Genomic DNA, 25,565 nt, shown 5'->3' with positions numbered 1-25,565 from the left:
CCGGGCGCCGCGCCTCTTGCGCGCCGCGCCCCCTCCGGCCAGTCTGCCCGCATCCCGGAGGGCACAATGGCCGTCGATCCCGACTTCCTCGAACACCTGCGTGATCTTTTCGCCGACCTCGGCCCGCTGCGGGTCGGGCGCATGTTCTCGGGCGCGGCACTTTACGTCGAGGAGGACGTGACGATCGCTATGATCTCCGCCTCCGGCACGATCTACATGAAATCCGACGCCACGACCGAGGCCGCCTTCCGCACCGCCGGATCTGAGCCCTTCACCTACGCCCGCAAGACGGGTCCGCGGGTGGTTCCAAGCCTGATGTCCCTGCCCGAAAGCGCCCTCGACGATCCCGAAGAGGCGCTGCACTGGGCCCGGCTGTCGCTTGGTCCGGCGCGGGCGGCGGCACTGGCGAAACGGGCCGCCAAGGCGCGCAGGGCGGCCAGTCAAAAGGGCTGATCGCCGGCCGCGATCGGCGCATGCCGGCCTCCGGGGTGGATTGCCCGGCTGTGAGCGCTACCGTCCCCTTGACCTTGCCCTCCCAAGGGCAAGAATGCGGACAAGGATACCGGGGCGCCACGTCCCGGACCCGCGGCGCCCCGGGCTAAGCCCCCGGGAGACCGTGGAAATCGCCCGGAAGAGGGAACAGGGAATGCGCAGAAAACTCGCCGCCGGCAACTGGAAGATGAACGGGCTCCGCGCCTCACTGAAGGAGCTGGAGAAGCTCAAGGATGAACACCCCGATCCGGGCTGCGACATCCTGATCTGCCCGCCCGCCACGCTGCTGGCCCCGGCCGTCGACATGTGCTGGTCCAGCCCGCTCTTCGTCGGCGGTCAGACCTGTCACCACAAGCTGGCCGGTCCGCACACCGGCGACATCTCCGCCGAGATGCTGAAGGATGTGGGCGCCACCGCCGTCATCCTGGGCCATTCCGAACGCCGCGCCGATCATGGCGAGACCTCGGAAGAGGTGCGCCTGCTGGCCCAGGCCGCGCAGGAGGTCGGGCTGACCACCATCATCTGCGTCGGCGAAAGCGAGTTCCAGCGCGAGGCGACCAACACCCTGGACATCATCGGCGGCCAGCTGTCGCTGTCGATCCCCGACGGATCCAACGGCGAAAACCTGGTGGTGGCCTATGAACCCGTCTGGGCCATCGGCACCGGCCAGGTCCCCACCAGCGACCAGATCGGCGAGGTGCATGACTTCATGCGCGACCGGCTGGAGAACCGCTTCGGCTATGGTGTCGGCAAATCCGTGCGCCTGCTCTACGGCGGCTCGGTGAAGGCCTCGAATGCCGATGAGATCTTCGCCATCTCCAACGTCGACGGCGCCCTGGTGGGCGGCGCCTCGCTGAAGGCCGCGGATTTTGCCCCGATCATCACCGCGCTGGAAAACGCCTGACGCAAAGGGGGGCCTTGCCCCCGCCGCGCGTCCCCCCACCAGTATTCCCCGCCCGGACAGGCACAGCAACTGCCTCTCCGGGCGGCGGACGTTTGCAAGAGGCGCGTGGCACGCTCCTCCTGCGAAAGTCGGCCGCCTCACCGGGCGCTGTCCCGCTCCTTCACCGAGGCACAAATACTCCCGCCGGAGGCATCGGCCGAAGGCCGATCCCCCCCGCCCGGCGAATGTAAAAACGGCGGCCCCGAAGGACCGCCGCTTCCACACAACATCTCACCTTTGAAACGCTCAGTTCGTCACGATCTCCGGTCCCATCACCGCGTTCGGCAGGGCTGTGGAGATCGCGGGCACATAGGTCACCAGGATCAGGAAGACGAAGAGCACCGCCAGGAAGGGCGCCGCGGCCTTGACCACGCGCATCATCGGCATCCCCGCCACGCCCGAGGTGACGAAGAGGTTCAGGCCCACGGGCGGGGTGATCATGCCGATCTCCATGTTGACCACCATGATGATACCCAGATGGATCGGATCGACCCCCAGCTCGATGGCGATCGGGAAGACCAGGGGTGCCACGATGACCAGCAGGCCCGAGGGTTCCATGAACTGCCCGCCGATCAGCAGGATGACGTTGACGACAACCAGGAACATGATCTTGCCGAACCCGGCCGAGAGCATGGCCTCTGCCACCATCTGCGGGATCTGCTCATCCGTCAGCACGTGCTTCAGGATCAGCGCATTGGCGATCACGAACATCAGCGTGATGGTCAGCCTGCCCGCCTCGAACAGGGTCTTCTGGGTGTCGCGGTGGAACCAGGCGGTGACCAGGGCCATGGGTTTCTGCAGCAGGGACTTGTTGCGCCCCTCCCCTTCGGTCGCCAGCGGGCCCATGTCGCGGTAGATGAAGTTGGCCGCGATGAAGGCATAGACGGAGGCCACGGCGGCGGCTTCGGTCGGCGTGAAGATCGCGCCGGTGACGCCCGGGATGCCGTAGATGCCCACCATGATGATGACGATCAGCATCAGGCCCCAGAAGGCCTCGCGGAAGGACGACAGCACCTCGCCCATGCCCGCGAACTCGCCCTTGGGCATGTTCTTGATCCGCGCCATGACCCAGATCGCGATCATCAGCATCAGGCCCGCCATGATGCCCGGGATCACGCCGCCCAGGAACATGCGCCCGACCGAGACATCGGTGGCGGTCGCGTAGACCACCATCACGATCGACGGCGGGATCAGGATGCCCAGGGTGCCCGCGTTACAGATAACCCCGGCGGCGAAGTCCTTGGAATAGCCCGCCTTGGTCATCGCCCCGATGACGATGGAGCCGATGGCGACCACGGTGGCGGGAGAACTGCCCGAGAGGGCAGCGAAGATCATGCAGGCGAAGACGCCCGCGATGGCCAGACCGCCCTGCAGGTGGCCGACGCAGGCGATGGAGAAGCGGATGATCCGTTTCGCCACGCCCCCCGTCGACATGAAGGACGACGCCAGGATGAAGAAGGGGATCGCCAGCAGGGTGAAATGGCCGACGAAGGCGCCCATCAGGGTCTGGGCAATCGAGGCCAGCGAGGTGTCGGAGTAGAACAGCAGGAACAGGACCGAGCTCATGCCCAGCGAAACCGCGATCGGCACGCCGATTAGCATGAAGCCCACGACGAGGCCGAAGAGAATGGCGACGGACATGGATCAGAACTCCCCGCGCTGTTCGCGGACTTCCGCGATGTCGTCCTCGACCTCGTGGCTGGCCACGATGCGGTCGAACTTGCCTTTCCAGATGCCGACGGCGACCTGGGCGAAACGGAACAGAAGCAGCGCCATGGACGCCGGCAGGATGGCATAGGGGATGAAGCGCGGCAGCTTCTCGTATTCCTCGCCCTCGTTCATCGCGCCCTCCAGGAAGCGCAGCCATTCGGGCATGGGAATGTCGTTCACCTCGTACCAGGATTTCGGGCGAAAGCTCTCCTCGAAACCGGTTGGGAACCAGCGACCCTCGGTCTGCGGCAGGTTGGCGAAGTTGGCCCAGTAGTCCCAGGCGCCCTTCAGCAGCAGGAAGGCGAAGACCAGGCAGATGGTGATGGCGATGATCGCCAGCACCCGGCGCACCGCCGGCGAGACGATATCGATCACCGCGTCGACGCCCAGGTGGGCGTTCTTCTTCACCGCGTAGGAGGCACCCAGCAGGACCAGCCAGCCGAACAGGAACACCGTGGCTTCCAGCGCCCAGAGGATGTTCGAATTGAACACGTAGCGGGCCACCACATTGGCAAAGGTGATGAGCGTCATGGCGCCCAGAATGACCGCGATGAGGGTCTCCTCGATGCGGTCGACGACACTTTCCCCGGGCTGAGGATGCATGGCCCGTCCCTCTCTTTTTGTTGGTCTTTGAATACTGCGTCAGGCGCGCCAGGGGCGGCCTGTGCAAAGCCCGCGCCGCGGGTGGGCGGCGCGGGACAAGGCAGGGGCGCGAACCTTTCGGAGGCGCCCCTGCCCGATCACCCGGAGGGCGATCAGTACATGGCGTTGATTTCCTGCGCCGCGTCGATGTTCTCCTGGCCGACATCGGCGGTGAACTGTTCCCAGACGGGCTTCATCACCTCGACCCAGGCCTCGCGCTGCTCCGGTGTCAGTTCGCGGATGGTGCCGCCGGCGTCCAGCACGCCCTGACGGGCGGCGGCGTCGACCTCGGCAATCGCCGCGTTCCGCTCTTCGGTGACTTCCTGCAGGATCGTCAGGAACTGTTCGCGCACGTCGTCATCCAGGCTGTCCAGCCAGTCGACCGAGGCCACGACCATGTAGTCCAGCAGACCATGGTTGGTCTCGGTGATGCCGTCCTGCACCTCGTAGTACTTCTGGCCCAGGGTGTTCGACCAGGTGTTTTCCTGCCCGTCGACAACGCCCTGCTGCAGCGCGCCGTAAACCTCGGAGAAGGCCATCTTCTGCGGGCTCGCGCCGATGGCTTCCATCTGGGCGACCAGCACGTCGGAGGGCTGCACGCGGAACTTCAGGCCCTCGGCGTCCTCGGGCAGCAGCAGCGGCTTGTTGGCCGAGAACTGCTTCAGGCCGTTGTGCCAGAAGGCCAGGCCCGCCAGGCCACGACGTTCCATCGAGGACATCATCTCCTGGCCGTTTTCGGAGTTCTGGAAGGCGTCCACGGCTTCCATGTTCTTGAACATGAAGGGCAGGTCAAAGATGCGGAAGACCTTGGTGAAGGTCTCGAATTTCGACAGCGAGGGGGCGCCCAGCTGGACGTCGCCCTGCAGCATGGCTTCCAGCAGCTTGTCGTCGTCGTAGAGGGTGGAGTTCGGGTAGACCTCCATGCAGGCGACGCCGTCCATCTCCTCGTTGACGCGGGTCTTCAGCAGCTCGGCCGCGATGCCCTTGGGGTGCTTGTCGGTGTTGGTGACATGGCTGAACTTGATCACCATCTCGCCGTCGTCGCAGGCCGCCGATGCGGCGGATGCGGTGATGGCCAGGCCAAGGGCGATGGCGGTGCTGGTCAGGAATTTCATCTGGGTCTCCTCCCCGGAGTGAAAGGTCTGTCTGGGGCGTCCTGCCCCGGTGGAGAGACATTCGATAACGGCGGAGCCCCGCTCAAGAGAAAGTCGCCCCCTGTGCCCATCACCTGAAAAAGTATGCCCTACCAATTACTTGCTAGATCGCCATGTGCTGAGCGCATATCCGCCATGCAGAATGTGTGCGACATCCCGCACAGTCCGATTGCGATAACGTGCGGATTTCCGCACACCTATGCGCAGGAATCACGGAGCCGTGAGATCGACCTCCAGGTCACCTTCACGACGCGGCGCCACGACCGGGACCATCGCGCAGAGCGCACCGGACCGGCCACGTCAGCGATATTCGCCCGGCTTCAGCGCATATTTCGCCAGCTTGTCGTAGAAGGTCTTGCGCGGCAGTTTCAGCGCCTCGGCAGCGGCGCCGGCGCGGCCCTCGTGACGACGCAGGGCGGCGACCAGCAGGCTCTTCTCGATCTGCGCCATCTGCTCGGCCAGGCCGAGGTCGCTCTGCTCCTCCGCCTCTCCCTCGCCGCCCGACAGGACGAAGCGCATGGCGGCCGACATCAGCGCGCGCGCATTGCCGGGCCAGTCCCGCGCCATCAGCCAGGCCACATGGTCGGGCGTCACCTCCGGCGCGGCCAGGCCCGCCTGTTCGGCGGCCTGGGCGACGTATTGGCGGAACATGACGGGGATGTCCTCGGGCCGTTCCGACAGGGCCGGGATATGCACCCGCATCACGTCGAGGCGATAGAAGAGGTCGGGGCTGAACCGTCCCGTCTCCACCGCCTCCTCGGGCGCGGTCGCACTGCCGGCGATCAGCCGCGCGCCGGGCTGGCGTTCCAGCACCTCCGACAGGGCGAACTGGGTGTCCCCGGGCAGCTGCGTGATCTCATCAAGGTAGAGCGAGCCGCCAAGCGCCTCCTGGAAGGCCCCTTCCAGCGCCGCCACCGACAGCCCGGCAGAGGCGCGCTTGACGAAGGGCCGCTGCGCCTGGCGGGAGCTGAGATGGATCACCTCCGCCACCTTGGAGATCCCCGCCCCCGGCGCGCCGGTCACCAGGACCTCGGCACCGGTGCCGGCCACCTGTCGCACCCGGCGGCGCAGGGCCTGGCTCTGTTCGCTGCGGCCGAAGATCATCCGCGCTGCCGGGTCGCCGCTTTCCAGCTGCGCCTTCAACCGGCGGTTCTCCAGCACCAGGGCGCGGGTCTTCAGCGCCCGTTCCAGCACGGGCAGAAGTTCCGTTCCCTTGCAGGGTTTTTCCAGGAATCCGAAGGCGCCGCGCTTCATCGCGTCCACTGCCATGGGAATGTCGCCCTCGCCGGTCAGCAGGATCACCGGCAGTTCGGGATCGGCCTTCAGCGTATGATCCAGCAGGAAGAAACCGTCGCGGCCCGGCATGCGGATGTCGGACAGCACGACGCCCTCGAACCCGGCGCCGATATGATCCTTGGCCTCGATGAAACTGCCCGCCACCAGCGGCTCCAGGTCCGCCAGCTCCAGCGTCTGCGCCAGCGCCTCGCGCACGGCGGCATCGTCATCGACCAGAAGAACCCGGCTCACCATTCCCGTCTCGCTCATCATCACCCCGGACCTCCCCGCGAAAACCTAGCGTCCGGCGACGGCAAAGACCATGCCCCGCCGGCCTCGTGGCACGACGCTGCCAGGCAGCACCCTACCCAATCCTGAAGCTGAAAATACTCCAGGGGGAGGCGCGCCCGCGCGCCGGGGGACAGCGTCCCCCGCCCCCGCTCTCAGCCTGCACCCCCGACGCCTTCCAGCTCCACGGTGAACTCGGCGCCCCCCTCGGCCCGGTTGCGCCCCCGGATCGCCCCGCCGAAGCTTTGCACCAGCCCGTAGGAGATCGACAACCCCAGGCCCATGCCTTCGGAGGCACCCACCTCCTTGGTGGAATAGAAGGGATCGAAAATCTTCTCGGGGCTGGCGATGCCGGGACCGCTGTCGGCCACGCGGATGCGGGGCGCGCGCCCGCCCTCCAGCGTGACGGTCAGACACCGGGGTTCACTGGCGGCCATGGCGTCGACGGCATTGGTGATCAGGTTCACCAGCACCTGGGCCAGCCGCACCTCGCCGCCGCGCGCAGGAACCGGGCCGTCGGGGCGGATCACCTGCAGCGTGACGCCTTCCTTGGCGATGCGCGCCTCGGTCATTTCCAGCGCCGTGTCCAGCACCGCGCCCAGCTCGATCCGGCGGGCAGGCTCCGCCTCCTGCCGGGCGAAGGCGCGCAGGTTGCGGATGATCCGCCCCATGCGGGCCGACAGCTCGGCGATCCTCTCCAGGTTCTGCGCGGCACGGTCGGTCTTGCCCTTGGCCAGGAACAGCGCGCCGTTCTCGGCAAATTGCCCGATGGCCATCAGCGGCTGGTTCAGCTCATGGCTCAGCCCGGCCGACATCTGCCCTAGAGCCGAGAGCTTGCCCGCCTGCACCAGCTCGTCCTGGGCGCGTTTCAGCTCGATCGTGCGCGCCTCGACGCGCTGTTCCAGCAGCTGATTGGCCTGGGCCAGTGCCCGGCGGCGGGCGGTGACGATGGCCAGCGTGCCGCCCGCCACCAGCAGCACCAGCCCCGCCACCGCCGCCTGCAAAAGCGCCACGCGCCGCCCCGGCGCCGCATCCACCAGCGTTTCGGCCCGCATGTCCACCTGCGGCAGGTCGCGCACCAGGTGCAGCGCCCGGCGCGGCAGGTAGGGCCCCCAGTCGATGCGCCACAGGTCCAGCCCGGCCACGTCGCGCCGTGTCATCTCGGGCGCCGAGGCCGCACCCGGGATCAGCCCACCGTCCGGCCGGCGCTGCCAGCCCAGGATCTCGGACCGGTTGGAGATGAAGACATCGCCCCCCGCATCAGTGAAATAGACCGCCGGACGATCCCCGCGCCATTCCTGTTCCAGAAGCTCGACATTGACCCACAGCAGCAGGATCCCCGCGACGCCCCCCTGGCTGCGAAAACGCGGCGCGGCGAAGACATAGACGCGCAGCCCGTCGGCGGTGGTCCCATGGCCCGTGCCGAGCGCCCCGTCCCGCGCCCGGTCCAGCGCGCCCGCCACGTAGTCGGGGAAGGCCGCGTCGGGCAAGGGGCGCGCCGCCGCCTGCACCCGGCCCGAGGGCGCCACCACGGCAGCGTTCAGCACGCCGGTCCGGTCGATGGCCCACTGAAGCAGCTCTTCCGCCTCCGCCCGGCCCGAGGCGCCGAAACGGACGGCAGCCACCGACGGATGGGCGTTCAGCAGCACCGCCAGGTCCTGATAGCGTTGCAACTGTCCGGTCAGCCGGTCCGCGGCCAGGCTCAGGTCCGCCTCGCCGCGTTCGACCAGGGCGCGCAGCGACTGGCGATAGGCGGCATGAAAGACCGCCAGCGACAGCGCCGCGGTGGTCAGCAGCAGGAACCCCAGCACCATCAGACGTCGCGACATTTCTCCTCCACCCGGCGCGACCGCGCGCCTCTCCCTCTTGTCTTGGAAAGCGCATCCCGCCACAAGAGCGCATGGTCACGCTCACCCAATCTCCCACCGATCCCGCCTTCGTCCAGAACCCCTACCCTTTCTACGCGCGCGCCCGCGCGCAAGGCCCGCTGATCGACTGGGCCGACTACGGCCTGCCCTGCGCGGTCAGCTACGATCTGGTCAACACGCTCTTGCGCGACCGCCGGTTCGGCCGCCAGTGCCCGCCGGAGCTGGCGCCCGAGATCCCGGCCCATCAGCGCCCCTTCTACGACATCGAGGACCACTCGATGCTGGAACTCGATGGCGACGTGCACCGCCGGCTGCGGGGCCTTGTGCTGCGGGCCTTCACCTCGCGCCGGATCAAGGCCCTGGCCCCGGAAATCGAAGAGATCGCGACATCCCTGGTCGATGCCTTCCCGAAGGACGAGCCCTTCGACCTGCTGTCGGCCTTCGCCACCCAGGTGCCGGTGATCGTCATCTGCCGCCTGCTGGGCGTGCCCGAGGCCATGGCCCCGCAACTGCTGGACTGGTCGAACCGCATGGTGGCCATGTACCAGGCCCGCCGCGACCGTGCGATCGAGGAGGCCGCCGCCTCGGCCGCCACCGAGTTTGCCGCCTACATCCGCAGCTACGCCGAGGAACGCCGCAAGACCCCCTCGGACGACCTGATCTCCGAATTGCTGGCGGCAGAGGAAGCGGGCGAGAAACTGTCGACGGACGAGCTGATCACCACCTGCATCCTGCTGCTGAACGCGGGCCACGAGGCGACGGTGCACACCCTGGGCATCGGCACCATGCACCTGCTGCGCCACGGCAACGCGGCGCACTGGCTGGCACCGGAGCGCGTCGAGGGCACGGTGGAGGAGATCTTCCGCCACGACCCCGCCCTGCACATGTTCACCCGCTACGCCCATGAACCCTGCGAGGTGGCCGGGCGGCATTTCGAGCGCGGTGACCGCGTGGCCCTCCTTCTGGGCGCGGCCAACCGCGACCCCGAGGTCTGGCCCGATCCCGACCGCTTCGACCCGACGCGCCCCGTGCGCACCCACGCGGCCTTCGGGGCCGGGGCGCATTTCTGCATCGGCGCGCCCCTGGCCCGGCTGGAGCTGCAGGTCGCGCTGCCGGTTCTCTTCGCCCGCTGTCCGGACCTGGCACTGACCGAAGAGCCGCAGTTCGCCGATCTCTACCACTTCCACGGGCTCGAAAGACTGATGGTGCGTCGCTGAAGGCACCGACGGGAGGGGGGCGCTGCCCCCCGCCTGCGGCTCCCCCCGGAGTATTTCCGACGCGGTGAAGAGGCGGGACGGCGCCCCCTGAGGCGGCCTCCTTCGGCAATCAGGAGCGTGCCACGCGCCCGTCTTCGAAAGTCGGCCAATCCGGGGCGTGCGCCCCTTGTCTTCACCTTGTTCCAAATACTCATGTGACCCGGGTCAGACCGGGCGCGACGCCGGGTTAGAGCGGCAGGGCGGTGGTCGACTTGATCTCTTCCATGCTGAGCAGCGCGGTGACGTTATGCACCTTCACCTCGGAAATCAGCGCCTGGTAGAAGGCGTCGTAGGCGCGGGCGTTCTTCACCCGGACCTTCAGGATATAGTCGATGTCGCCCGCCAGCCGGTGCGCTTCCTGCACCTCTGGGCGTTCCTTCAGGGCCTTGAGGAATTTCACCTGCCACTCGGCCTCATGTTCGCTGGTGCGGATCAGCACGAAGAAGCAGGCGTCGAAACCCAGGGCCTCGGCATCCAGCAGGGCCACCTGCGGGCCGATGATTCCGGCCTCCTTCATTTTGCGGATCCGGTTCCACACCGGCGTCTTGGAAGAGCCCACCTGCTTGGCGATATCATCCAGTGATTGCGCTGCGTCCTGCTGCAGCTGCAAAAGGATTTTCCGATCCGTCTGGTCGAGGCGGACAGCCATTCGCCCTTTCCCCCTATCTATGGAACGCGGACCACGGGCACCTGCCCCGAAGGAACCGTTTTTCTTATTTCCGCGCCCCCATGGCGCCGACACAGGACTATTTCCTAAATTAGGAACAAGTCAACGACAGCGAACCGACAGCGACGAGGCCATCCAGATGCGTCACTTCCCGATCTTCCTCGACATGGACCGCGCCCGCGTGGTCCTTTCGGGTGGGGACGAGGCGGCGATCGCCAAACTGCGCCTGCTGCTGAAGACCTCCGCCCGGATCATCGTCCATGCCGCCGAGCCGGCGCAGGAGATCCGCACCTGGGCCGCCGAGGGGCGCCTGAGCCTGACCGACGCCCCACTGACTCCCGCGGCCCTGGCCGGGGCCGCCCTGGTCTATGCCGCCGACGAGGATGCGCTGACCGATGCCGAAACGGTCGAGATCGCCAAGGCCGCCGGTGTCCTGTGGAACGTGGTCGATGACCTGCAGGCCTCGGCCTTCATCACACCCGCCATGGTGGATCGCGCGCCGCTGACCGTCGCCATCGGCACGGAGGGCGCCGCCCCGATGCTGGCGCGCAAGGTCAAACGCCACCTGGAAGAATACCTGCCCGCCGGCACCGCCGCGCTGACCGCCGCCGCCCGGGATTTCCGCGCCGAGGCCGAGGCCCTGGCCCACGGGGCGCCGCGCCGCGCCTTCTGGGCCGAGTGGTTCGACACCGCCGGCCCCGCCGCCCAGGACGCCGGCCGCGACCTGACCGACGCCCTGCACGCCTTGCTGGCCCGCCACCTGGACCAGGCCGCCCCCGAAGGCCGGCTGACGCTGACCTTCACCGGCTCGGACGATCCCGACCTGCTGACCATGAAGGCACGCCGCGCGCTTGACCGCGCCGATGTCGTCGTCCATGACGCCGCGATCTCGCCCGCGGTGCTGGAACTCGCCCGGCGCGAGGCCCGCCTCGTCGCCCTGCCCGAACCTCTCGACGTGCCGCCGCTCGACCAGATCCTGCTGATCGAGGCCGATGGCGGCGCCGATGTCGTCTACCTCTCTGCCGCGCCCCTGCCGCGCAAGCTGCTGGCCAGCTGTCGTCGCGCCGGCCTCCCTGTCGACCTCATTCCCGGCATCGCCGCGCAGGACGCGGCGCAACTGAAGGATACCGCCTGATATGCCCCGTCCGTTCACCCCCAAAGTCGTCACCGCCAATGCGTTGCTGGAAGGCGACGTGGTCTACCTGACCGCCGACGACCGCTGGACCCGCGACCTGAGCGAGGCCGAGCTGCTGACCGACGAAGCCCATGCGGAGCTGCGCCTGATCGACGCCAACGCCCGCCAGCACGAGGTCGTCGGCCCCTACCTGGCCGACATGGCCCCCGGCGAGGCGGGCCCCGAGCCCACCCATTTCCGCGAGGATTTCCGGCGCACCGGCCCCTCCAACTATTTCCACGGCAAGCAAGCGGAGGCCTGAGATGTATCGCTACAATGACTTCGACGCCGCCTTCCTGGCCGAGCGTAACGCCCAGTTCCGCCAGCAGGTCGCGCGCCGCATCGACGGATCGCTGACCGAGGATGAATTCAAGCCGCTGCGCCTGATGAACGGCCTCTACCTGCAACTGCATGCCTACATGCTGCGGGTGGCCATCCCCTATGGCACCCTGGGCAGCGCCCAGATGCGCCAGCTGGCCCATGTGGCGGACAAGTGGGACAAGGGCTACGGCCACTTCACCACCCGTCAGAACATCCAGTACAACTGGCCGAAGCTGCCCGATATCCCGGACATCCTCGATGCCCTGGCCGAGGTGCAGCTGCACGCCATCCAGACCTCGGGCAACACGATCCGCAACGTGACGGCGGACCATTTCGCCGGTGCCAGCGCCGACGAGGTGGGCGACCCGCGTCCCGTGGCCGAACTGCTGCGCCAGTGGTCCACCGACCACCCGGAATTCCAGTTCCTGCCGCGCAAGTTCAAGTTCGCCGTCACCGGCGCCGAGCATGACCGCGCCGTAATCCGGGCCCATGACATCGGCGTGCAGCTGGTGGAAAAGGACGGCAAGCGCGGCTACCGCGTGCTGGTCGGCGGTGGCTTGGGCCGCACGCCGGTCATCGGCAAGGTGATCCGCGACTTCCTGCCCGAGGAAGACCTGCTGCCCTATTCCGAGGCGATCGTTTCGACCTACAACGTGCTGGGCCGCCGCGACAACAAGTACAAGGCCCGCATCAAGATCACCGTCAACGAGAATGGCCTGGACACCTTCCGCGAGCTGACCGAGGCCCGCTTTGCCGAGCTGAAGCCGCTGTTCACCGGTGTCGACCAGGAGATGCTGGACGGCATCCGCGCCCATTTCGCCCCGCCGGCCTTCCGCAATGCGCCGACCACGGAATACGACGCGGCCCGCGAGGCAGACCCGGTCTTCCGCGCCTGGGCCGACACCAACCTGTCGGACCACAAGGCGCCGGGCTATGCCATCGTGTCGATCTCGCTGAAGAAGCACGGCCAGACGCCGGGCGATGCCACCTCCGAGCAGATGCGCGTCATCGCTGACCTGGCCGAGCAATACGGCCACGACGACATCCGCATCAGCCATGAGCAGAACGTGATCCTGCCCCATGTGCACAAGTCCGACCTGCCGGCGCTGCACGCGGCGCTGAAGGAGGCCGACCTGGCCACGGCCAACATCGGCCTGGTGTCGGACATCATCGCCTGCCCCGGCATGGATTACTGCGCCCTGGCCACCGCCCGGTCGATCCCCGTGGCCCAGCAGATCGCGACCCGCTTCGACGAGCTGAAGCTGGAACACGACATCGGCCCGCTGAAGATCAAGATCTCCGGCTGCATCAACGCCTGCGGCCACCACCATGTGGGCCACATCGGGATCCTTGGCCTGGATCGCGCCGGCGTCGAGAACTACCAGATCACCCTGGGCGGTGACGGGTCGGAAGACGCCACCATCGGCCAGCGCGTCGGCCCGGGCTTTGCCTATGACGAGATCACCGGCGCCATCGAAACCATCCTGACGACCTATCTCGATCTGCGTGAAAGCGAGGACGAGACCTTCCTCGAAGCCTATCGCCGTACCGGGCCCGGCCCCTTCAAGGCCGCGCTCTACCCGGAGAAAGAGAAAGCCAATGCCGCCTGAAGCCGCAATGGATTTCGGCGCGACCGAGATCTCGCCCGAACTGGAGGCGCGGATCGCGCGCCTCAACGACCGCTACCGGCACCACGGCGCGACCTCGGTGCTGGAAGCGGCGCTGAAGGATCACGACGTGGGCGACCTTGCCATGGTCTCCTCCTTCGGGGCCGAAAGCGTGGCGCTGCTGCACCTGGTGTCGGTGATCGACAACACCGTTCCGGTGCTGTTCATCGACACCCAGCTGCTGTTCACCGAAACGCTGGAATACCAGCAGGAGGTGGCCGAGCGGCTGAACCTGAAGGACATGCGCATCATCCGCGCCACCGATACCGACTTGGCGCGCCAGGACCCGGACGGCACGTTGCACCAGTTCGACACCGACGCCTGCTGCGCCCTGCGCAAGACGGTGCCGCTGGAACGGGCCCTGTCGGGCTTCGACGGCTGGATCACCGGGCGCAAGCGGTTCCAGTCCTCGACCCGCGCCGCCCTCGATTTCTTCGAGGCCGATGGCGTCGACCGGATCAAGGTGAACCCGCTGGCCCACTGGCACCCCGAAGACGTGCGCGCCTACATGGAAGAGAACCGACTGCCGAAACACCCGATGGTCGCCAAGGGCTACCCGTCGATCGGCTGCTGGCCCTGCACCACGCCCGTCAAGCCCGGCGAAGACCCGCGTGCGGGCCGCTGGCGCGGCCAGGACAAGGTTGAATGCGGCATCCACGTCGTGGATGGTCAGATCGTGAGAGGACCGCAAGCATGAGTATCATCGTCACCGACCAGGGCTTCGTCTCCGCAGGCAGCGAAAGCGATGCCGCCGCGGCCTGCTCCGAGGTCGAGGTCCTGACCCTGCCGTCGGACAGCAACCCGCGCGAAGTGGACTTCGACGGCGCCGCCCTGGTGCGCGTCGAATTTCCCTCCTTCTCCGATGGGCGCGGATTCACCATTGCCCGCGAACTGCGCCAGCGCGGCTTCACCGGTCACCTGCGGGCCTCCGGCCACGTGATCGCCGACCAATACGCCATGGCCCGCCGCAGCGGCTTCGACGACGTCGAAATCTCGGACGAACTCGCCGCACGCCAGCCGGAAGAACAGTGGAAATTTCGGGCAGACTGGCGCGCCCATGACTATCAGTCACGCCTCCGCGCGGGCTGATCCCTGTTAAACCCCTTTGCAAGCGGTGCCCAACCGCGCTAGAGGATGGATTGAGAAATCCATTTGTGTGCTAATGAATGAGAGCCTTGCCGTGACCGATCAAGCGACCCAGACGAAGACCGCGCCCAAGGCGCCTGCCCTGCCGGATGCCCAGACCGTGACCTTCGTCAAGCACTGGACCGACCGCCTGTTCTCCTTCCGCGTGACCCGCCCGGCCTCCCTGCGTTTCCGCTCGGGCGAGTTCGTAATGATCGGCCTGATGGGCGACCCGGACGAGAAGACCGGCAAGCAGAAACCGATCCTGCGCGCCTATTCCATCGCTTCCCCCTCCTGGGACGAGGAACTCGAATTCTACTCGATCAAGGTGCCCGACGGCCCGCTGACCTCGAAGCTTCAGAACATCAAGGAAGGCGACCAGATCATCCTGCGGCCCAAGCCCGTGGGCACCCTGGTCCATGACGCCCTGCTGCCGGGCAAGCGTCTGTGGTTCTTCGCCACCGGCACCGGCTTCGCCCCCTTCGCCTCGCTGCTGCGCGAACCGCAGACCTACGAGGACTACGACGAGGTGGTCATCACCCACACCTGCCGCACCGTGGGCGAGCTGCAATATGGCGCCGCTCTGATCGAGGAGATCAAGCAGGACGAGATGCTGGCGGAACTGATGGGCGAGGACTTCCACAAGAAGATCCGCTACTACCCCACCACCACCCGCGAAGAGAGCCCCAAGATGGGCCGCATCACCGACCTGATGCGCAAGGGCGAGGTCTTCGAGGATCTGGGCATCAAGCCGATCAACCCCGAGGATGACCGCGCCATGGTCTGCGGCAACCTGGCCTTCAACCTCGAGATCAAGGAAATGCTGGAGGATTACGGCCTCGAAGAGGGCGCCAATTCCGATCCCAAGCAATACGTCGTCGAAAAGGCCTTCGTGGATTGATCCGCGACGCCGACCGGTCCCGGTCGGACAAGTGCTTGAAAAAATGCAGTGGGGCGTCCGGAACCAGGGCCGCCCCACTTGCGTTATCCCCAACGGAACGGCAAGACGGCCATTGGAATTGCCGCTTGAAAGAATCCCGGCCCGGGCCTATTTTGCCGGCCTAATTAAGATCAACGATCAAAGGACGAAAACCATAGCTCGCAGACCCCACAACGCGCCGCCGACCCGTGATACCGGCCCCCGCGTAAACGACCGCATCCGTGCCCCCGAAGTGCGCCTGATCGGCGCCGAGGGAGAAAACGTTGGCGTTGTCCCGCCCGCCCGGGCCCTCGCCATGGCCGAGGAGGCCGGTCTCGACCTTGTCGAGATTTCTCCCAACGCCACACCGCCGGTCTGCAAGATCATGGACTTCGGCAAGTTCAAGTACGAACAGCAGAAGCGCGAATCCGAAGCCCGCAAGAAGCAGAAGATCATCGAGGTGAAGGAGGTGAAGTTCCGCCCCAACACCGACCAGCATGATTACGACGTGAAGATGCGCAACGTCATCAAGTTCCTGGAAAAAGGCGACAAGGTGAAGGTCACCCTGCGCTTCCGGGGCCGCGAGATGGCGCACCAGAATCTCGGTCGCGAGCTTCTGGAGCGTGTCGCCGAGGACGTGAAGGAACTCGGCAAGGTCGAGAACATGCCGAAGATGGAAGGTCGCCAGATGGTGATGATGATCGGCCCGCTCGCGCGCTGATCCCTCCTCCGGCACCGCCGACAGGTCTACGCCCTCCGGTTTCCGGGGGGCGTTTTTCGTTGCCCCTAGGCTCTTTCAGGGTCAGCGGCCAGAATGGGGACACCGCCCCCGTCTCGGCAAGCTGCGACACCCCCGGATATTTCCGGCAAAGAGAAGACAAGCACCTTGCCCGCCCCCTGTCGGCGATCTTGTCAGCCGGGGCGACATCAGGGCTTGAGGGCACCCGCCCCTGCCTTCACCTTGTTTCAAATACTCCCGCCGGAGGCATCGCCCGGGACGGGCGATCAGACAGACGCGAGCCCGCGGATCAAAGCTGATCCGTGGCCGCCAGCGCCGCCTTGACGATGTTGTGGTAGCCGGTGCAGCGGCAGATGTTGCCTTCCAGGTGATCGCGGATCTGCGCCTCGCTGGGTTTCGGCGTCTCCTCGATCAGCTTGGCCAGCGACATCACCATGCCGGGCGTGCAGAAGCCGCATTGCAGACCGTGGTGATCCTGGAAGGCCTGCTGCAGCTTGTTCAGCGTGCCGTCCGGTTCGGCCATGCCCTCGATCGTGGTGACCTCGGCGCCATCGGCCTCCACCGCGAAGATGGTGCAGCTTTTGACCTGCGTGCCATCCACATGCACCGTGCAGGCGCCGCATTGGGAGGTGTCACAGCCGACGTGGGTGCCGGTCAGGCCCAGCCCCTCGCGCAGGAAATCCACCAGCAGGGTGCGGCCCTCGACCTCGCCCGTCCGGGTTTTGCCGTTCACTTTCAAGCTGATGCTGGGCATATGGCTTCCTCGTCGCCTGGGGTTGCGGGCCTCGGGGGCAGCAAACCATGGCGCCGTGTCGGGAGCAAGGCCCGCGCCCTGCGCGACGTGCTATTTCGGGTCGCGCGGCTGAGGGCGTGTCGGGATTTCCTTCAAGAGCCCGCCGACCCCCATGGCGGCCACATCGGCATCCGTCACCGGCACATCGCAGAGGATGCGTTCCAGCACCCAGTCGGCGCCGTTCAGGGCGGGGCTGCGCGCGCAGCCCGGCAGGCCGATCACCGGCAGCTCGGCCAGATCGCCGAAGAACAGCAGGTTGCCGGGGTCGACCGGCATGCCGAAGCGTTCCACATGGCCGCCCGCATGGCGCAGAGCGGCAGGGGCCACGTCGTCGGGATCGGAGGTGGCCGACCCCGTGAGGATCAGAATCACATCGCTCTGCGCCGCCTCCCGCGCTGCCGCGAGCGCCAGGGACAGCGCCTCCTCCTCGTGGGGCACGTTGCTTTCGGCGACAAGGTCTGCCCCCATCCGGTGCAGCCGTTTCGCCACGGCCTCCGGCCCCTTGCCCTGAAGCTCCTCGCCCACAAAGGTCTGGATCAGCGTGGCGCGCCGCCGGGTGACGGGACGCAGGCGCAGGGCGCCCTGCCCCGCGGCACAGGCGGCCTCCAGCGCCGCGCCGGGCACGGCGTAGGAGATCATCTTGACGGTGGCCACCATGCCGCGCACCGCCATCCGCTGCCAGGGCGGCACGGTGGCCACGGTGATCATCGGGTGCAGGGCGTTGACCGCGTTGATCTTCCCGGCGTCGATCTCGGCCACGCCGGTCGTCTCGGCGAAGACATTGACGCGTCCCGTACCGGGCACGCCCAGGCGCAGCCCGTCCAGTTCCGGCACCAGGGCGCGGGCCAGGGCCTCGGCGGCGGCATCCTCATGCACGTCGCCCGCTTCCAGCCGCGCGGCCACAACCTCCTCCACGCCGTACCAGTCGAGGCGGTCCATCTCCGCCTTGCCCAGGCGCAGGCCCTTGCGCAGGCGCGACCCGTCGGGAAGGTCCAGCGAATGGGCGAGGATCGTGCCCTCGGCAGCGGACACCGCTATGGGGCCGAACTTCATGCGCCCTTCCTCAGGACCTGCACCATCTCCGCCAGGATCGACACGGCGATCTCGGCGGGATTGGCCGCGCCGATGTCCAGGCCCACGGGGCCGTGGATCCGCGCCAGCGCCGCCTCGTCAAACCCCTTTTCGCGCATCCGGTCCAGGCGTTTGGCATGGGTCCGGCTGGACCCGAGCGCGCCGATGTAGAAACACTCCGCCGCCAGCGCGGCCTCCAGCGCCGGGTCGTCCAGTTTCGGATCATGGGTCAACAGCACCAACGCGGTGCGCGCGTCCAGCCCGACCTCGGCCACCGCCTCGTCCGGCCAGTCGGAGAGGATGCGCGTATCGGGGAAGCGCTCGGGGCTGGCGAAACTGTCGCGCGGGTCGATGATGACGGGGTCGAAGCCGGTGGCGCGGGCCATGGGCACCAGCGTCTGGGCGATATGCACCGCCCCCACCACCGCCAGCCGCAGCGGCGGGTTGTGCACGGCGACGAAACGACCATCTTCCTCGAACCCCGATCGATCCATGCGGAACCGCTCGGGGTAGCCCTGCTGCGTCACCTCGGACACCCGCCCTTCGGCGTCGGAGATCGCGGCAACCGCGACCCGATCCGCCCGGGCCGTCACCAGCTCCTGCAACAGGTCCGGGGCGAAGGCCTCGCCCACGGGCTGCACCAGCACCCGGATCGTGCCGCCGCAAGCCAGGCCCACGGCGAAGGCATCGCCATCGCTGACGCCGAATTCCAGCATCCGCGGCGCGCCATCCTCCAGCGCCTCCAGTGCCTCGGTCACCACCGCGCCCTCGACACAGCCACCGGAGACGGAGCCGGCCATTTCGCCGGTGCCCGAGACGGCCAGCTGGCTGCCCACCCGGCGGGGCGCACTGCCCCAGGTCTCGACCACCGTGGCCAGCGCGGCACCGCGCCCGGCCAGGTGCCAGTCCAGCGCCTGTTCGGGACTATTGTCAAAGCGGTCCATCGGACATCTCCCTTGGTTCGGCCCCAGTTAGGGGCAAGCCGGGACGGGATACAAGCAAGCGGCGGGCCGGATCGGAAGATCGTGAAGAGGCTCCGCGGGCGCGCGGCCCGAGAAAAGGCGGGGCCACTCGTCCGAGAGGCCCCGCCCATTTTCCATTTTCCCGTCAGCTGCCGTCAGCGATCTTCCAGCAGCGGCGTGATGCGGCGCACGGCGGCGCGGCGGTTGGCGCGCTCGGCGTCCTGGGTGGCCACCTTCAGGTCGCTTTCGCCGTAGCCCTGAACGATCATGTTCTCGGGCGGCACGTCGAAATACTCCGTCAGGGCCAGGGCCAGGCTTTCCGCGCGGCGGTCCGACAAGGCCAGGTTGTAGCTGGCACGGCCCACGGCATCGGTGTGGCCTTCGACCAGGAAGACCTCACCGGGGTTTTCCTCGATCATGTCGGCCATCAGCTGCCCAAGCTCGGCCAGATCACGGGCCTCATCGGGGCGGATCACGGCGCTGCCGGTCTCGAAGTTGACGTTCTCCACGGCGATCTCCGGCACCAGGTTGCGCACGGCGCGGATGTCACGGACCTGACCGAGCGAGAAGCTGCGGTCGACCTCGGGACGGTAGGACGCCAGGGCACGTTCCAGTTCGTCGGAGTTGCGTTCGTCGAAAGTGAACTCGCGGCGCGGCGCCTGCGGCAGGTCCTCGACCTCGACCCGCTCGAACTGGCGGGTATCATCGAAGAGCTGCACCTCCTGGCCATTGGGCAGGACGCGGGTCCGGCGCAGCACCGTACCGTCGGCGGCGCGGATGGTCACGACGCGGCTGCCGTCATCGCGGGTCACCGTGGTGCGGGTGGAACCGTCGTTGAAGGTCTCGGTGCGCACATCGTTGCCCGGCTGACGCAGCAGGGTGTCATCGTCCTTCAGCACGACATAACGGCCATCGCGCTCGACCACCACGCGGTCACCGGAGTTGGAGACCACCTCGTCGCCGTTGTTCATGATGCGACCGACCGCATAGGCGCCGAGGCCCACCACGGCAGCGGTGCCCAGGGCCCGCAGCAGCTCGTCGTTGTCATCGTCGTCATCATCGTCCTCGCGGGCGCGCGTTTCCTCGCGGGCCGCCGGGGCGGTTTCGTTGACGCTGTTGTCGAACTCCTCATCGGAGGACCGGCTGTTCTCCTCGGTCACCTCCTGCTCTTCGACATTCTCGGCCTCGGCATCAGCCTGGGCCGCGGCAGCCTGAGAGCGTTCTTCCTGACGCTCCGCCTGCTGGCGGGCCTGAAGACGCTCCAGTTCACGCTGCTCTTCCTCGGTCAGCGGCGTGTCCTCGGCGGAGCGTTCGTCGGTCTCTGCGGCGGGGGTTTCGGACTCGTCCTGCTCCCCCTGCAGGGCCTCACGCAGGCGCTCCTCGTCCGTGGCTTCCGCATCGTCGGTGGCTTCTGCCTCAGCAGCTTCGGCCTGCGGCTGTTCAGTCGGCGCCTGCTCTGCGGCTTCGGCCGCGTCACCTTCGTCCTGATCGCCCTGAAGCGCCTCGCGCAGGCGGTCCTCGTCGGTGGCTTCGGCGTCGTCAGTGGTTTCCGGCTCAGCGGCTTCGGCCTGCGGTTGCTCGGTCGGCGCTGGCTCGACGGCCTCGGCAGTGTCACCTTCGTCCTGCTCGCCCTGAAGGGCCTCGCGCAGGCGGTCCTCATCGGTGGGTTCGGCGTCATCAATGGCTTCCGGCTCCACGGCCTCGGCCTGCGGTTGCTCGGTCGGCGCCTGCTCTTCAGCGCCGGCGGCCTCACCTTCGCCCTGCTCCCCTTCCAGGGCCTCGCGCAGCAGATCACCGTCTGTGCTTTCCTGAGCTTCGGCATCAGGCTGCGTTTCAGGGGCCTGAAGTTCAGGCTCGGCCTCAGCCGCCGGCGCCTGTTCCTCTGCCGGGGCGTCAGACTCCTCCTGCTCGCCTTCCAGCGCCTGGCGCAGCCGGTCTTCATCGGAGGGTTCAGCCTCCGGAGCCGCTTGCTGGCCCTGTTCCTGGCCCTCAGCGCGCTCCTGCGCCTGCAGGCAGTCCTGCAGCGCGTCGGCGTCCAGCCCCTCGCAGGCTTCGGCAGCTCGGCCATTGCCCTGACCGTTGTTCAGGCCCTGGGCGCTTTGCGCCACGGCACCGTGCGGAATGGCCATCGCCAGGCTCAGCGCCAGGGCCGTCCCGTTGCGGAAAACACGACTCGTCATTCGAACAGTCCTTCTGTCGTCGGCGGACGCGTGGTGCGTCCTCTGTCCCCACACCAACACCCAAGGACGGGTTGCGGTTCAATGACGACTGAATGATATTGGATAACCTCAGCCCAAGGACCTGAGAAGGCGGGCTTTTTCACCATCGTCGCCAGGGCGCGTCAGAGCCTCTGCCAGCGCCTGGAGGGAGGCGACGGAGTGCCCGGCGCGCAGGCTGTCGACATGCGGCAGCATCGCCGCGACCCCTTTTGCCCGCGGCGCGAATCCCTGCCAGCGCAGCAGCGGGTTCAGCCAGATCAGCTGTCGCGACATCAGGCGCAGGCGCTGCGTCTCGCGCCCCAGATCCGGCCCCTCGGCGCCGTCGCGGTCCAACCCATCGGTGATCAGCAGCACCACGGCCCCACGCGCCAGCACCCGCCGCGCCCAGTCACGGTTGAAGGCATGCAGGCTTTCGGCGATGCGCGTACCGCCCTCCCAGTCCCGCGCCTGGCCGGCAGCGGCGGCCAGGGCCGCGTCGACATCGCGCTGGCGCAGCTGGCGGGTGATATTGGTCAGCCGCGTGCCGAAGGTGAAGGCGTGCACCTGCGCCCACCCCTGCCCCTCGCGGTTGGCCACGGCGTGCAGGAAATGCAGGACCATGCGGCTGTAGGCCGACATGGACCCGGAGATGTCGCAGAGCACCACCAGGTCCGGCCAGCGGGTCCGGGGCGCGGCGCGGGGCAGACGATGGATCTCGCCGCCCCTGCGCCCGGCCTCCCGCAGCAGCCTGCGGCGGTCGATCCGATCCCCCGCCGCCACCGCGCGCAGGCGCCGGGTGCGGATCGGCGGCACCGGCAGTGCCAGCTCGGCCAGCATGCGGCGGGCGCGCGCCATCTCCTCGGCGCTCATCTGCTCGAAGTCGAGCTGCCGCAGCTTCTCCTCCTCCGAGGCGGTGGCGCGGGCGTCGATCTGGACCTCCTGCGCCTCCTCCTGCGCCTGCGGGGGCGGCAAGTCGCGGTCGGCATCGGCCAGCAGGGCCTCCGCCGCGCGGCGCTCTGCCGCCTGCGGCGCGCGCTCCTCCGCCACGCCGCGCAGACTGGGCAGCATCATCGTCATCATGTGCTCCATGTAGCGCGGATCGCGCCAGAACAGCCGGAAGACCTGGGTGAAGGCGCGGCTTTCCTCCGGGCGGGTGACGAAACAGGCGTGCAGGCACCAGAAGAAATCGCGCTTCTCGGCGAAACCCGTCGCCGCGACCGCGCGGATGGCCTCGATCAGCTGACCCGGCCCCACGGGCAGGCCGGCCCGGCGCAGGGCCCGGGCGAAATGCGCCAGGTTCTCCACCAGGCGCGGCTGGTCCGGCAGGTCGAGGGGCGCAGCCACGCTCATCGCTCCGCCGGCCACGCCGGGCACAGGGCTGTCGGTGTCATGATGGATCCTCCCGCCGACAGCCTAGCGAAGAACCTGCGCCCGTCAAAGGGAGGGGGTGATCCGCCCTGCCGCCCTTCCGGTCACCGGACGCGCGAAACTTCGCGGCCCGGCGGGGGACGGAAAAAGGCAGTCGCAAAAAGCGCCCGGTTCTGGCAAAATTCCCTCAGAAGGGCCGACCGACAACAAGGCCCCGGCAACCGAAACGGCAACAGCAGTGACACCGGCACCCCTGGCCTCCGCCCCGAACTGCGAAGGGCGCCGCGCATGATCGCGCGGCGGCCGTGGCGTGCTGTCCCGACCTGGGCCGCGATTGCCGGCGGCCTGGTCTGTGTCGCGCCGACCCAGACAGCGGCCCAGACGGCAACACAGACGGCGGCGCCGGATCCGACGCGCCCCGGCCCGCCCTTCGTCAACACCGCCAATCCCGCCGCCCCCGATGCCCGCGAGATCGTGCAGGACATTCCCAACGCCCTGCACTGGTCCCGCCAACAGCGCGGACAGCTGGGCGAATGGCACTACGTCTTCTTCCCGGACGGCACCGCCCGCGTCCTGCAGGGCGCGGATCGCAAGACCATCGCGGCAGAGCTGACCTGCGAGGCGGGCGTGGCCTGCCACATCCGCAGGCGCGACGGCACGGGTTTCACCGTCGAGGTGGGGCGCGGCGCGCGCCCGGAACTGCCCGCCCGGACCGACCTGGACAGCGTTGCCCGCTACCTGGCGGCATGGCTGCTGGCCGGCACGGCCCCGCCCCTGCCCCCGGAGCAGCCGACCGAGCCCGAGCCGGCAAGCCTGCCCGCCGTCCCCCTGTCCGACGCCGCCGGGACGCCGCCGCCCGCCATACCGACCCCGCCCGCCGGGACAGCCCCCGATCAGACCCGCACCGCCGAGACCGGCGCGGCGCCCGAACGGGTCGACAGCACCGACGCTACCTGCGCGGCGCCCGATCCCTTCATGCCCGATGCCTGCGCCGTGGCCGCCGCCCCGCAGCCTGATGCGCCGGACGGAGCGCCCGGCGTCGGCGCCGCCCGCCTGCCCGACGTGGCCCGCCCGGCACCGGTCTCTGGACCAACCTCCGCGATCTCCGCAGAGGGCACGCCCAAGGCGCGCCCCTCTCTGATCGAGCGGTTCGACATCTCCTGCTCCGTCACGGTGAGCGCGGGCCTGGCGGGCCTGGCATCCAGCGGCGGGTCAGACAGCCGGGGCGTGGCCAAACCGCGTGCAAGCCTCGGCTGCGGGGCGCGGCTGACCGAGAAGCTGACCCTGCGCACCAGCCTGATCGGCTATTTCAATCCCGATCAGCAGCGGTCCTGGGATCCCGACTACACCTATGCCCTCTCCTATCGCTTCAGCGACAGCATCACCCTGAGCTACAGCAACTATTCCGCCCGCTTTCGCAGTGGCGATCTGGCCGGCCTGCTGGATGGCACCCTGCGCGCCACCTATCGCCTGCCACCCCTGCCAGTGGGAACGGAGAAGGAGCTGCCCTGCAGCGCCTCCCTGGGCCTGCCGCGCCCGGACCGGACGGCGTTCAGCCTGTCCTGCAGCTACCTGGTGGCCGAAAAGCTGCGCCTGGGGGCCTCGACGCATCTCTACCTGGCCGATGCCCAGGACACCTATCAGCCCGACTACACCTATACGGCCAGCTACCGGATCAACGACGACTGGCTGGTGTCTTACCAGAACTACAGCAACAACCGCTTTCCCTGGAACCGCGGCGAGGATCCGGGCCCCGGCTTCACCGGCGGCAGCGTGTCGGTCACCTACCAGATGGCGTTCTGAGGGCGCGCGCTGCGTCACGGGGGATTTTGCATCCCCCGCACCCCCTGCAGAGTATTTTCAGCCATCGTATGGATCAGGGGCCTTCCATCGGCAGGGCGGCGCGCACCTCGTCCAGCAGGCGTTTCGCCTCCGAACCTTCCAGCCGGGCGATGTCGTCCTGGTATTTCAGGATCGCGCCGATGGTATCCGCGATCACCTCCGGAGAGAGGCTGATGACGTCCAGCGCCAGCAGGCATTTCGCCCAGTCGATGGTTTCGGCAACGCCCGGTTTCTTGAACAGGTCCTCGGTGCGCAGGCGCTGGACGAAGCCCACGATCTCGCGTGACAGCTGCGCCGAGGCCTCGGGCACGCGGGCCGCAAGGATCGCCAGTTCGCGGTCCAGCGCCGGATAGTCGACCCAGTGATAGAGGCAGCGCCGCTTCAGCGCGTCATGCACCTCTCGCGTGCGATTGGAGGTCAGGATGACGATGGGCGGTTCGGGGGCGCGGATGGTGCCCAGTTCGGGGATCGTCGCCTGGTAGTCCGACAGGATCTCCAGCAGGAAGGCCTCGAAGGGGGCATCGGTGCGGTCCAGCTCATCGATCAGCAGCACCGGCTGGCCCTCGGGCGCAGGACGCAGGGCCTGAAGCAGCGGGCGCTCGATCAGGAAGTCGGGGCCGAAGAGCTCCTCCTGCAGGGCAGTGCGGTCCAGCGCGCCGCCGGCCTCCCCCGCGGCCTCCGCCGTGCGGATGGCGATCATCTGCGCCGGGAAGTTCCAGTCGCAGAGCGCCTGGGTGGCATCCAGCCCCTCGTAGCATTGCAGGCGGATCAGACGACGCCCCAGCCCGGTAGCCAGGGCGCGGGCGATCTCGGTCTTGCCGGTGCCGGGCTCGCCCTCCAGGAACAGCGGCCGGCCCAGGCGCAGAGCCAGGAAGGCCACCGTCGCCAGCGGGCGGCCCGCCACATACTCCTGCCCTGCCAGCAGCGCCGTCAGCGCGTCGATATCGGCGGGCAGCGCGATCCGCTCCTCGGCCATGATGGCATCCTCCCTCTCTCCTCCCGACCAGCCTGCATTCGCGGCAGGCGCCGTCAAGCGTCACGTCGCGCGTCCGGCCCCTGCGGCGCCGGGGCGAGATTGACGCAAAGGCCGG

23 protein-coding genes are annotated in these 25,565 nt (G+C 68.0%); 11 read left to right on the top strand and 12 right to left on the bottom strand.

The window, feature by feature from the left end; all coding sequences use genetic code 11:
- The first annotated feature begins 66 nt into the window (after positions 1-66).
- Both LC066_RS06730 and tpiA read left to right on the top strand, forming a co-directional pair.
- Positions 67-453, top strand: coding sequence for a TfoX/Sxy family protein (locus LC066_RS06730; protein ID WP_224897401.1), 387 nt, complete (start codon positions 67-69; stop codon positions 451-453).
- Positions 454-646: 193 nt separating this feature from the next.
- Positions 647-1,396 (top strand): triose-phosphate isomerase, encoded by a 750-nt coding sequence (tpiA, locus tag LC066_RS06725; RefSeq protein ID WP_222477131.1) that lies wholly within the window; start codon positions 647-649, stop codon positions 1,394-1,396.
- Between the two features lie 285 nt (positions 1,397-1,681).
- Here tpiA and LC066_RS06720 read toward each other — a convergent pair whose 3' ends face one another.
- The 5 genes from LC066_RS06720 to LC066_RS06700 form a co-directional block, all read right to left on the bottom strand.
- Positions 1,682-3,076: a TRAP transporter large permease gene (locus LC066_RS06720; RefSeq protein ID WP_224897399.1), complete on the bottom strand. Its 1,395-nt coding sequence runs from the start codon at positions 3,074-3,076 to the stop codon at positions 1,682-1,684.
- Between the two features lie 3 nt (positions 3,077-3,079).
- Positions 3,080-3,748, bottom strand: coding sequence for a TRAP transporter small permease (locus tag LC066_RS06715; protein ID WP_222477129.1), 669 nt, complete (start codon positions 3,746-3,748; stop codon positions 3,080-3,082).
- Between the two features lie 152 nt (positions 3,749-3,900).
- Positions 3,901-4,902 carry a DctP family TRAP transporter solute-binding subunit gene (locus LC066_RS06710; RefSeq protein ID WP_222477128.1) on the bottom strand — a complete coding sequence of 334 codons (1,002 nt, stop codon included), beginning with the start codon at positions 4,900-4,902 and terminating at the stop codon, positions 3,901-3,903.
- A gap of 339 nt (positions 4,903-5,241) precedes the next feature.
- Positions 5,242-6,471: a sigma-54-dependent transcriptional regulator gene (locus LC066_RS06705; protein WP_224897515.1), complete on the bottom strand. Its 1,230-nt coding sequence runs from the start codon at positions 6,469-6,471 to the stop codon at positions 5,242-5,244.
- Positions 6,472-6,659: 188 nt separating this feature from the next.
- Positions 6,660-8,333 carry an ATP-binding protein gene (locus LC066_RS06700; protein WP_224897397.1) on the bottom strand — a complete coding sequence of 558 codons (1,674 nt, stop codon included), beginning with the start codon at positions 8,331-8,333 and terminating at the stop codon, positions 6,660-6,662.
- 71 nt (positions 8,334-8,404) lie between these two features.
- Between LC066_RS06700 and LC066_RS06695 the strand changes: the two genes are divergently transcribed.
- Positions 8,405-9,589, top strand: coding sequence for a cytochrome P450 (locus LC066_RS06695; RefSeq protein WP_224897395.1), 1,185 nt, complete (start codon positions 8,405-8,407; stop codon positions 9,587-9,589).
- A gap of 226 nt (positions 9,590-9,815) precedes the next feature.
- Here LC066_RS06695 and LC066_RS06690 read toward each other — a convergent pair whose 3' ends face one another.
- Entirely contained in the window at positions 9,816-10,277 is a 462-nt protein-coding gene (locus LC066_RS06690; RefSeq protein ID WP_085888341.1) for an Lrp/AsnC family transcriptional regulator, read from the bottom strand.
- A gap of 157 nt (positions 10,278-10,434) precedes the next feature.
- Between LC066_RS06690 and LC066_RS06685 the strand changes: the two genes are divergently transcribed.
- The 7 genes from LC066_RS06685 to infC all read left to right on the top strand — a co-directional run bounded on the left by LC066_RS06685 (position 10,435) and on the right by infC (position 16,222).
- Positions 10,435-11,430 (top strand): NAD(P)-dependent oxidoreductase, encoded by a 996-nt coding sequence (locus LC066_RS06685; RefSeq protein ID WP_224897393.1) that lies wholly within the window; start codon positions 10,435-10,437, stop codon positions 11,428-11,430.
- A 1-nt stretch (position 11,431) separates the two neighbouring features.
- Entirely contained in the window at positions 11,432-11,731 is a 300-nt protein-coding gene (locus LC066_RS06680) for a DUF2849 domain-containing protein (RefSeq protein ID WP_085888342.1), read from the top strand.
- A gap of 1 nt (position 11,732) precedes the next feature.
- Positions 11,733-13,400 (top strand): nitrite/sulfite reductase, encoded by a 1,668-nt coding sequence (locus LC066_RS06675; RefSeq protein ID WP_224897391.1) that lies wholly within the window; start codon positions 11,733-11,735, stop codon positions 13,398-13,400.
- 7 nt (positions 13,401-13,407) lie between these two features.
- Positions 13,408-14,154 (top strand): phosphoadenylyl-sulfate reductase, encoded by a 747-nt coding sequence (locus LC066_RS06670; RefSeq protein WP_100148528.1) that lies wholly within the window; start codon positions 13,408-13,410, stop codon positions 14,152-14,154.
- On the top strand, positions 14,151-14,546 hold the full coding sequence (locus LC066_RS06665) for a DUF934 domain-containing protein (protein ID WP_224897389.1): 396 nt from the start codon (positions 14,151-14,153) through the stop codon (positions 14,544-14,546). The genes LC066_RS06670 and LC066_RS06665 overlap by 4 nt, the downstream gene beginning before the upstream one ends.
- A 73-nt stretch (positions 14,547-14,619) precedes the next feature.
- Entirely contained in the window at positions 14,620-15,483 is an 864-nt protein-coding gene (locus tag LC066_RS06660) for a ferredoxin--NADP reductase (RefSeq protein ID WP_224897387.1), read from the top strand.
- A gap of 193 nt (positions 15,484-15,676) precedes the next feature.
- The gene (infC, locus tag LC066_RS06655; RefSeq protein WP_224897513.1) at positions 15,677-16,222 is read left to right on the top strand and encodes a translation initiation factor IF-3; all 546 of its coding nucleotides are present in this window, start codon (positions 15,677-15,679) and stop codon (positions 16,220-16,222) included.
- Between the two features lie 307 nt (positions 16,223-16,529).
- On the opposite strand, the gene LC066_RS06650 is transcribed toward infC, so the two are convergent.
- The 5 genes from LC066_RS06650 to LC066_RS06630 form a co-directional block, all read right to left on the bottom strand.
- Positions 16,530-16,994, bottom strand: coding sequence for a (2Fe-2S)-binding protein (locus LC066_RS06650; RefSeq protein ID WP_224897385.1), 465 nt, complete (start codon positions 16,992-16,994; stop codon positions 16,530-16,532).
- Between the two features lie 90 nt (positions 16,995-17,084).
- A complete protein-coding gene (locus tag LC066_RS06645; protein WP_224897384.1) occupies positions 17,085-18,086 on the bottom strand; it encodes a molybdopterin-binding protein in 1,002 nt (333 codons plus the stop codon).
- A complete protein-coding gene (locus LC066_RS06640) occupies positions 18,083-19,048 on the bottom strand; it encodes an XdhC family protein (protein ID WP_224897382.1) in 966 nt (321 codons plus the stop codon). Before LC066_RS06640 ends, LC066_RS06645 begins: the two co-directional genes overlap by 4 nt.
- Positions 19,049-19,221: 173 nt before the next feature.
- Positions 19,222-21,246, bottom strand: coding sequence for an OmpA family protein (locus LC066_RS06635; protein ID WP_224897380.1), 2,025 nt, complete (start codon positions 21,244-21,246; stop codon positions 19,222-19,224).
- Between the two features lie 108 nt (positions 21,247-21,354).
- Positions 21,355-22,614: a vWA domain-containing protein gene (locus LC066_RS06630; protein WP_224897378.1), complete on the bottom strand. Its 1,260-nt coding sequence runs from the start codon at positions 22,612-22,614 to the stop codon at positions 21,355-21,357.
- Positions 22,615-22,920: 306 nt separating this feature from the next.
- On the opposite strand from LC066_RS06630, the gene LC066_RS06625 reads away from it, so the two are divergent.
- Positions 22,921-24,435 carry a hypothetical protein gene (locus LC066_RS06625; protein ID WP_224897376.1) on the top strand — a complete coding sequence of 505 codons (1,515 nt, stop codon included), beginning with the start codon at positions 22,921-22,923 and terminating at the stop codon, positions 24,433-24,435.
- Positions 24,436-24,508: 73 nt separating this feature from the next.
- Here the strand turns inward: LC066_RS06625 and LC066_RS06620 are convergent, their stop codons facing one another.
- Positions 24,509-25,450, bottom strand: coding sequence for an AAA family ATPase (locus LC066_RS06620; protein WP_224897374.1), 942 nt, complete (start codon positions 25,448-25,450; stop codon positions 24,509-24,511).
- Between the last annotated feature and the right edge of the window lie 115 nt (positions 25,451-25,565).

This window comes from Pseudooceanicola marinus (assembly GCF_020177265.1).
Taxonomy (GTDB): domain Bacteria; phylum Pseudomonadota; class Alphaproteobacteria; order Rhodobacterales; family Rhodobacteraceae; genus Pseudooceanicola; species Pseudooceanicola marinus_A.
The sequence above is the reverse complement of the archived record's forward strand: the minus strand, read 5'-3'. Positions and strand labels throughout refer to the sequence as shown.

Coding starts and splice junctions, on each gene's coding strand:
- LC066_RS06670 (WP_100148528.1), top strand. CDS start 13,408: ATGGATTTCGGCGCGACCGAGATCTCGCCCGAACTGGAGGCGCGGATC.
- LC066_RS06690 (WP_085888341.1), bottom strand. CDS start 10,277: ATGGCTGTCCGCCTCGACCAGACGGATCGGAAAATCCTTTTGCAGCTG.
- LC066_RS06720 (WP_224897399.1), bottom strand. CDS start 3,076: ATGTCCGTCGCCATTCTCTTCGGCCTCGTCGTGGGCTTCATGCTAATC.
- LC066_RS06715 (WP_222477129.1), bottom strand. CDS start 3,748: ATGCATCCTCAGCCCGGGGAAAGTGTCGTCGACCGCATCGAGGAGACC.
- LC066_RS06660 (WP_224897387.1), top strand. CDS start 14,620: ATGAATGAGAGCCTTGCCGTGACCGATCAAGCGACCCAGACGAAGACC.
- LC066_RS06705 (WP_224897515.1), bottom strand. CDS start 6,471: ATGGTGAGCCGGGTTCTTCTGGTCGATGACGATGCCGCCGTGCGCGAG.
- LC066_RS06630 (WP_224897378.1), bottom strand. CDS start 22,614: ATGAGCGTGGCTGCGCCCCTCGACCTGCCGGACCAGCCGCGCCTGGTG.
- LC066_RS06685 (WP_224897393.1), top strand. CDS start 10,435: ATGCGTCACTTCCCGATCTTCCTCGACATGGACCGCGCCCGCGTGGTC.
- LC066_RS06635 (WP_224897380.1), bottom strand. CDS start 21,246: ATGACGAGTCGTGTTTTCCGCAACGGGACGGCCCTGGCGCTGAGCCTG.
- LC066_RS06730 (WP_224897401.1), top strand. CDS start 67: ATGGCCGTCGATCCCGACTTCCTCGAACACCTGCGTGATCTTTTCGCC.
- LC066_RS06650 (WP_224897385.1), bottom strand. CDS start 16,994: ATGCCCAGCATCAGCTTGAAAGTGAACGGCAAAACCCGGACGGGCGAG.
- LC066_RS06640 (WP_224897382.1), bottom strand. CDS start 19,048: ATGGACCGCTTTGACAATAGTCCCGAACAGGCGCTGGACTGGCACCTG.
- LC066_RS06645 (WP_224897384.1), bottom strand. CDS start 18,086: ATGAAGTTCGGCCCCATAGCGGTGTCCGCTGCCGAGGGCACGATCCTC.
- tpiA (WP_222477131.1), top strand. CDS start 647: ATGCGCAGAAAACTCGCCGCCGGCAACTGGAAGATGAACGGGCTCCGC.
- LC066_RS06665 (WP_224897389.1), top strand. CDS start 14,151: ATGAGTATCATCGTCACCGACCAGGGCTTCGTCTCCGCAGGCAGCGAA.
- LC066_RS06620 (WP_224897374.1), bottom strand. CDS start 25,450: ATGGCCGAGGAGCGGATCGCGCTGCCCGCCGATATCGACGCGCTGACG.
- LC066_RS06695 (WP_224897395.1), top strand. CDS start 8,405: ATGGTCACGCTCACCCAATCTCCCACCGATCCCGCCTTCGTCCAGAAC.
- LC066_RS06680 (WP_085888342.1), top strand. CDS start 11,432: ATGCCCCGTCCGTTCACCCCCAAAGTCGTCACCGCCAATGCGTTGCTG.
- LC066_RS06700 (WP_224897397.1), bottom strand. CDS start 8,333: ATGTCGCGACGTCTGATGGTGCTGGGGTTCCTGCTGCTGACCACCGCG.
- LC066_RS06710 (WP_222477128.1), bottom strand. CDS start 4,902: ATGAAATTCCTGACCAGCACCGCCATCGCCCTTGGCCTGGCCATCACC.
- LC066_RS06625 (WP_224897376.1), top strand. CDS start 22,921: ATGATCGCGCGGCGGCCGTGGCGTGCTGTCCCGACCTGGGCCGCGATT.
- LC066_RS06675 (WP_224897391.1), top strand. CDS start 11,733: ATGTATCGCTACAATGACTTCGACGCCGCCTTCCTGGCCGAGCGTAAC.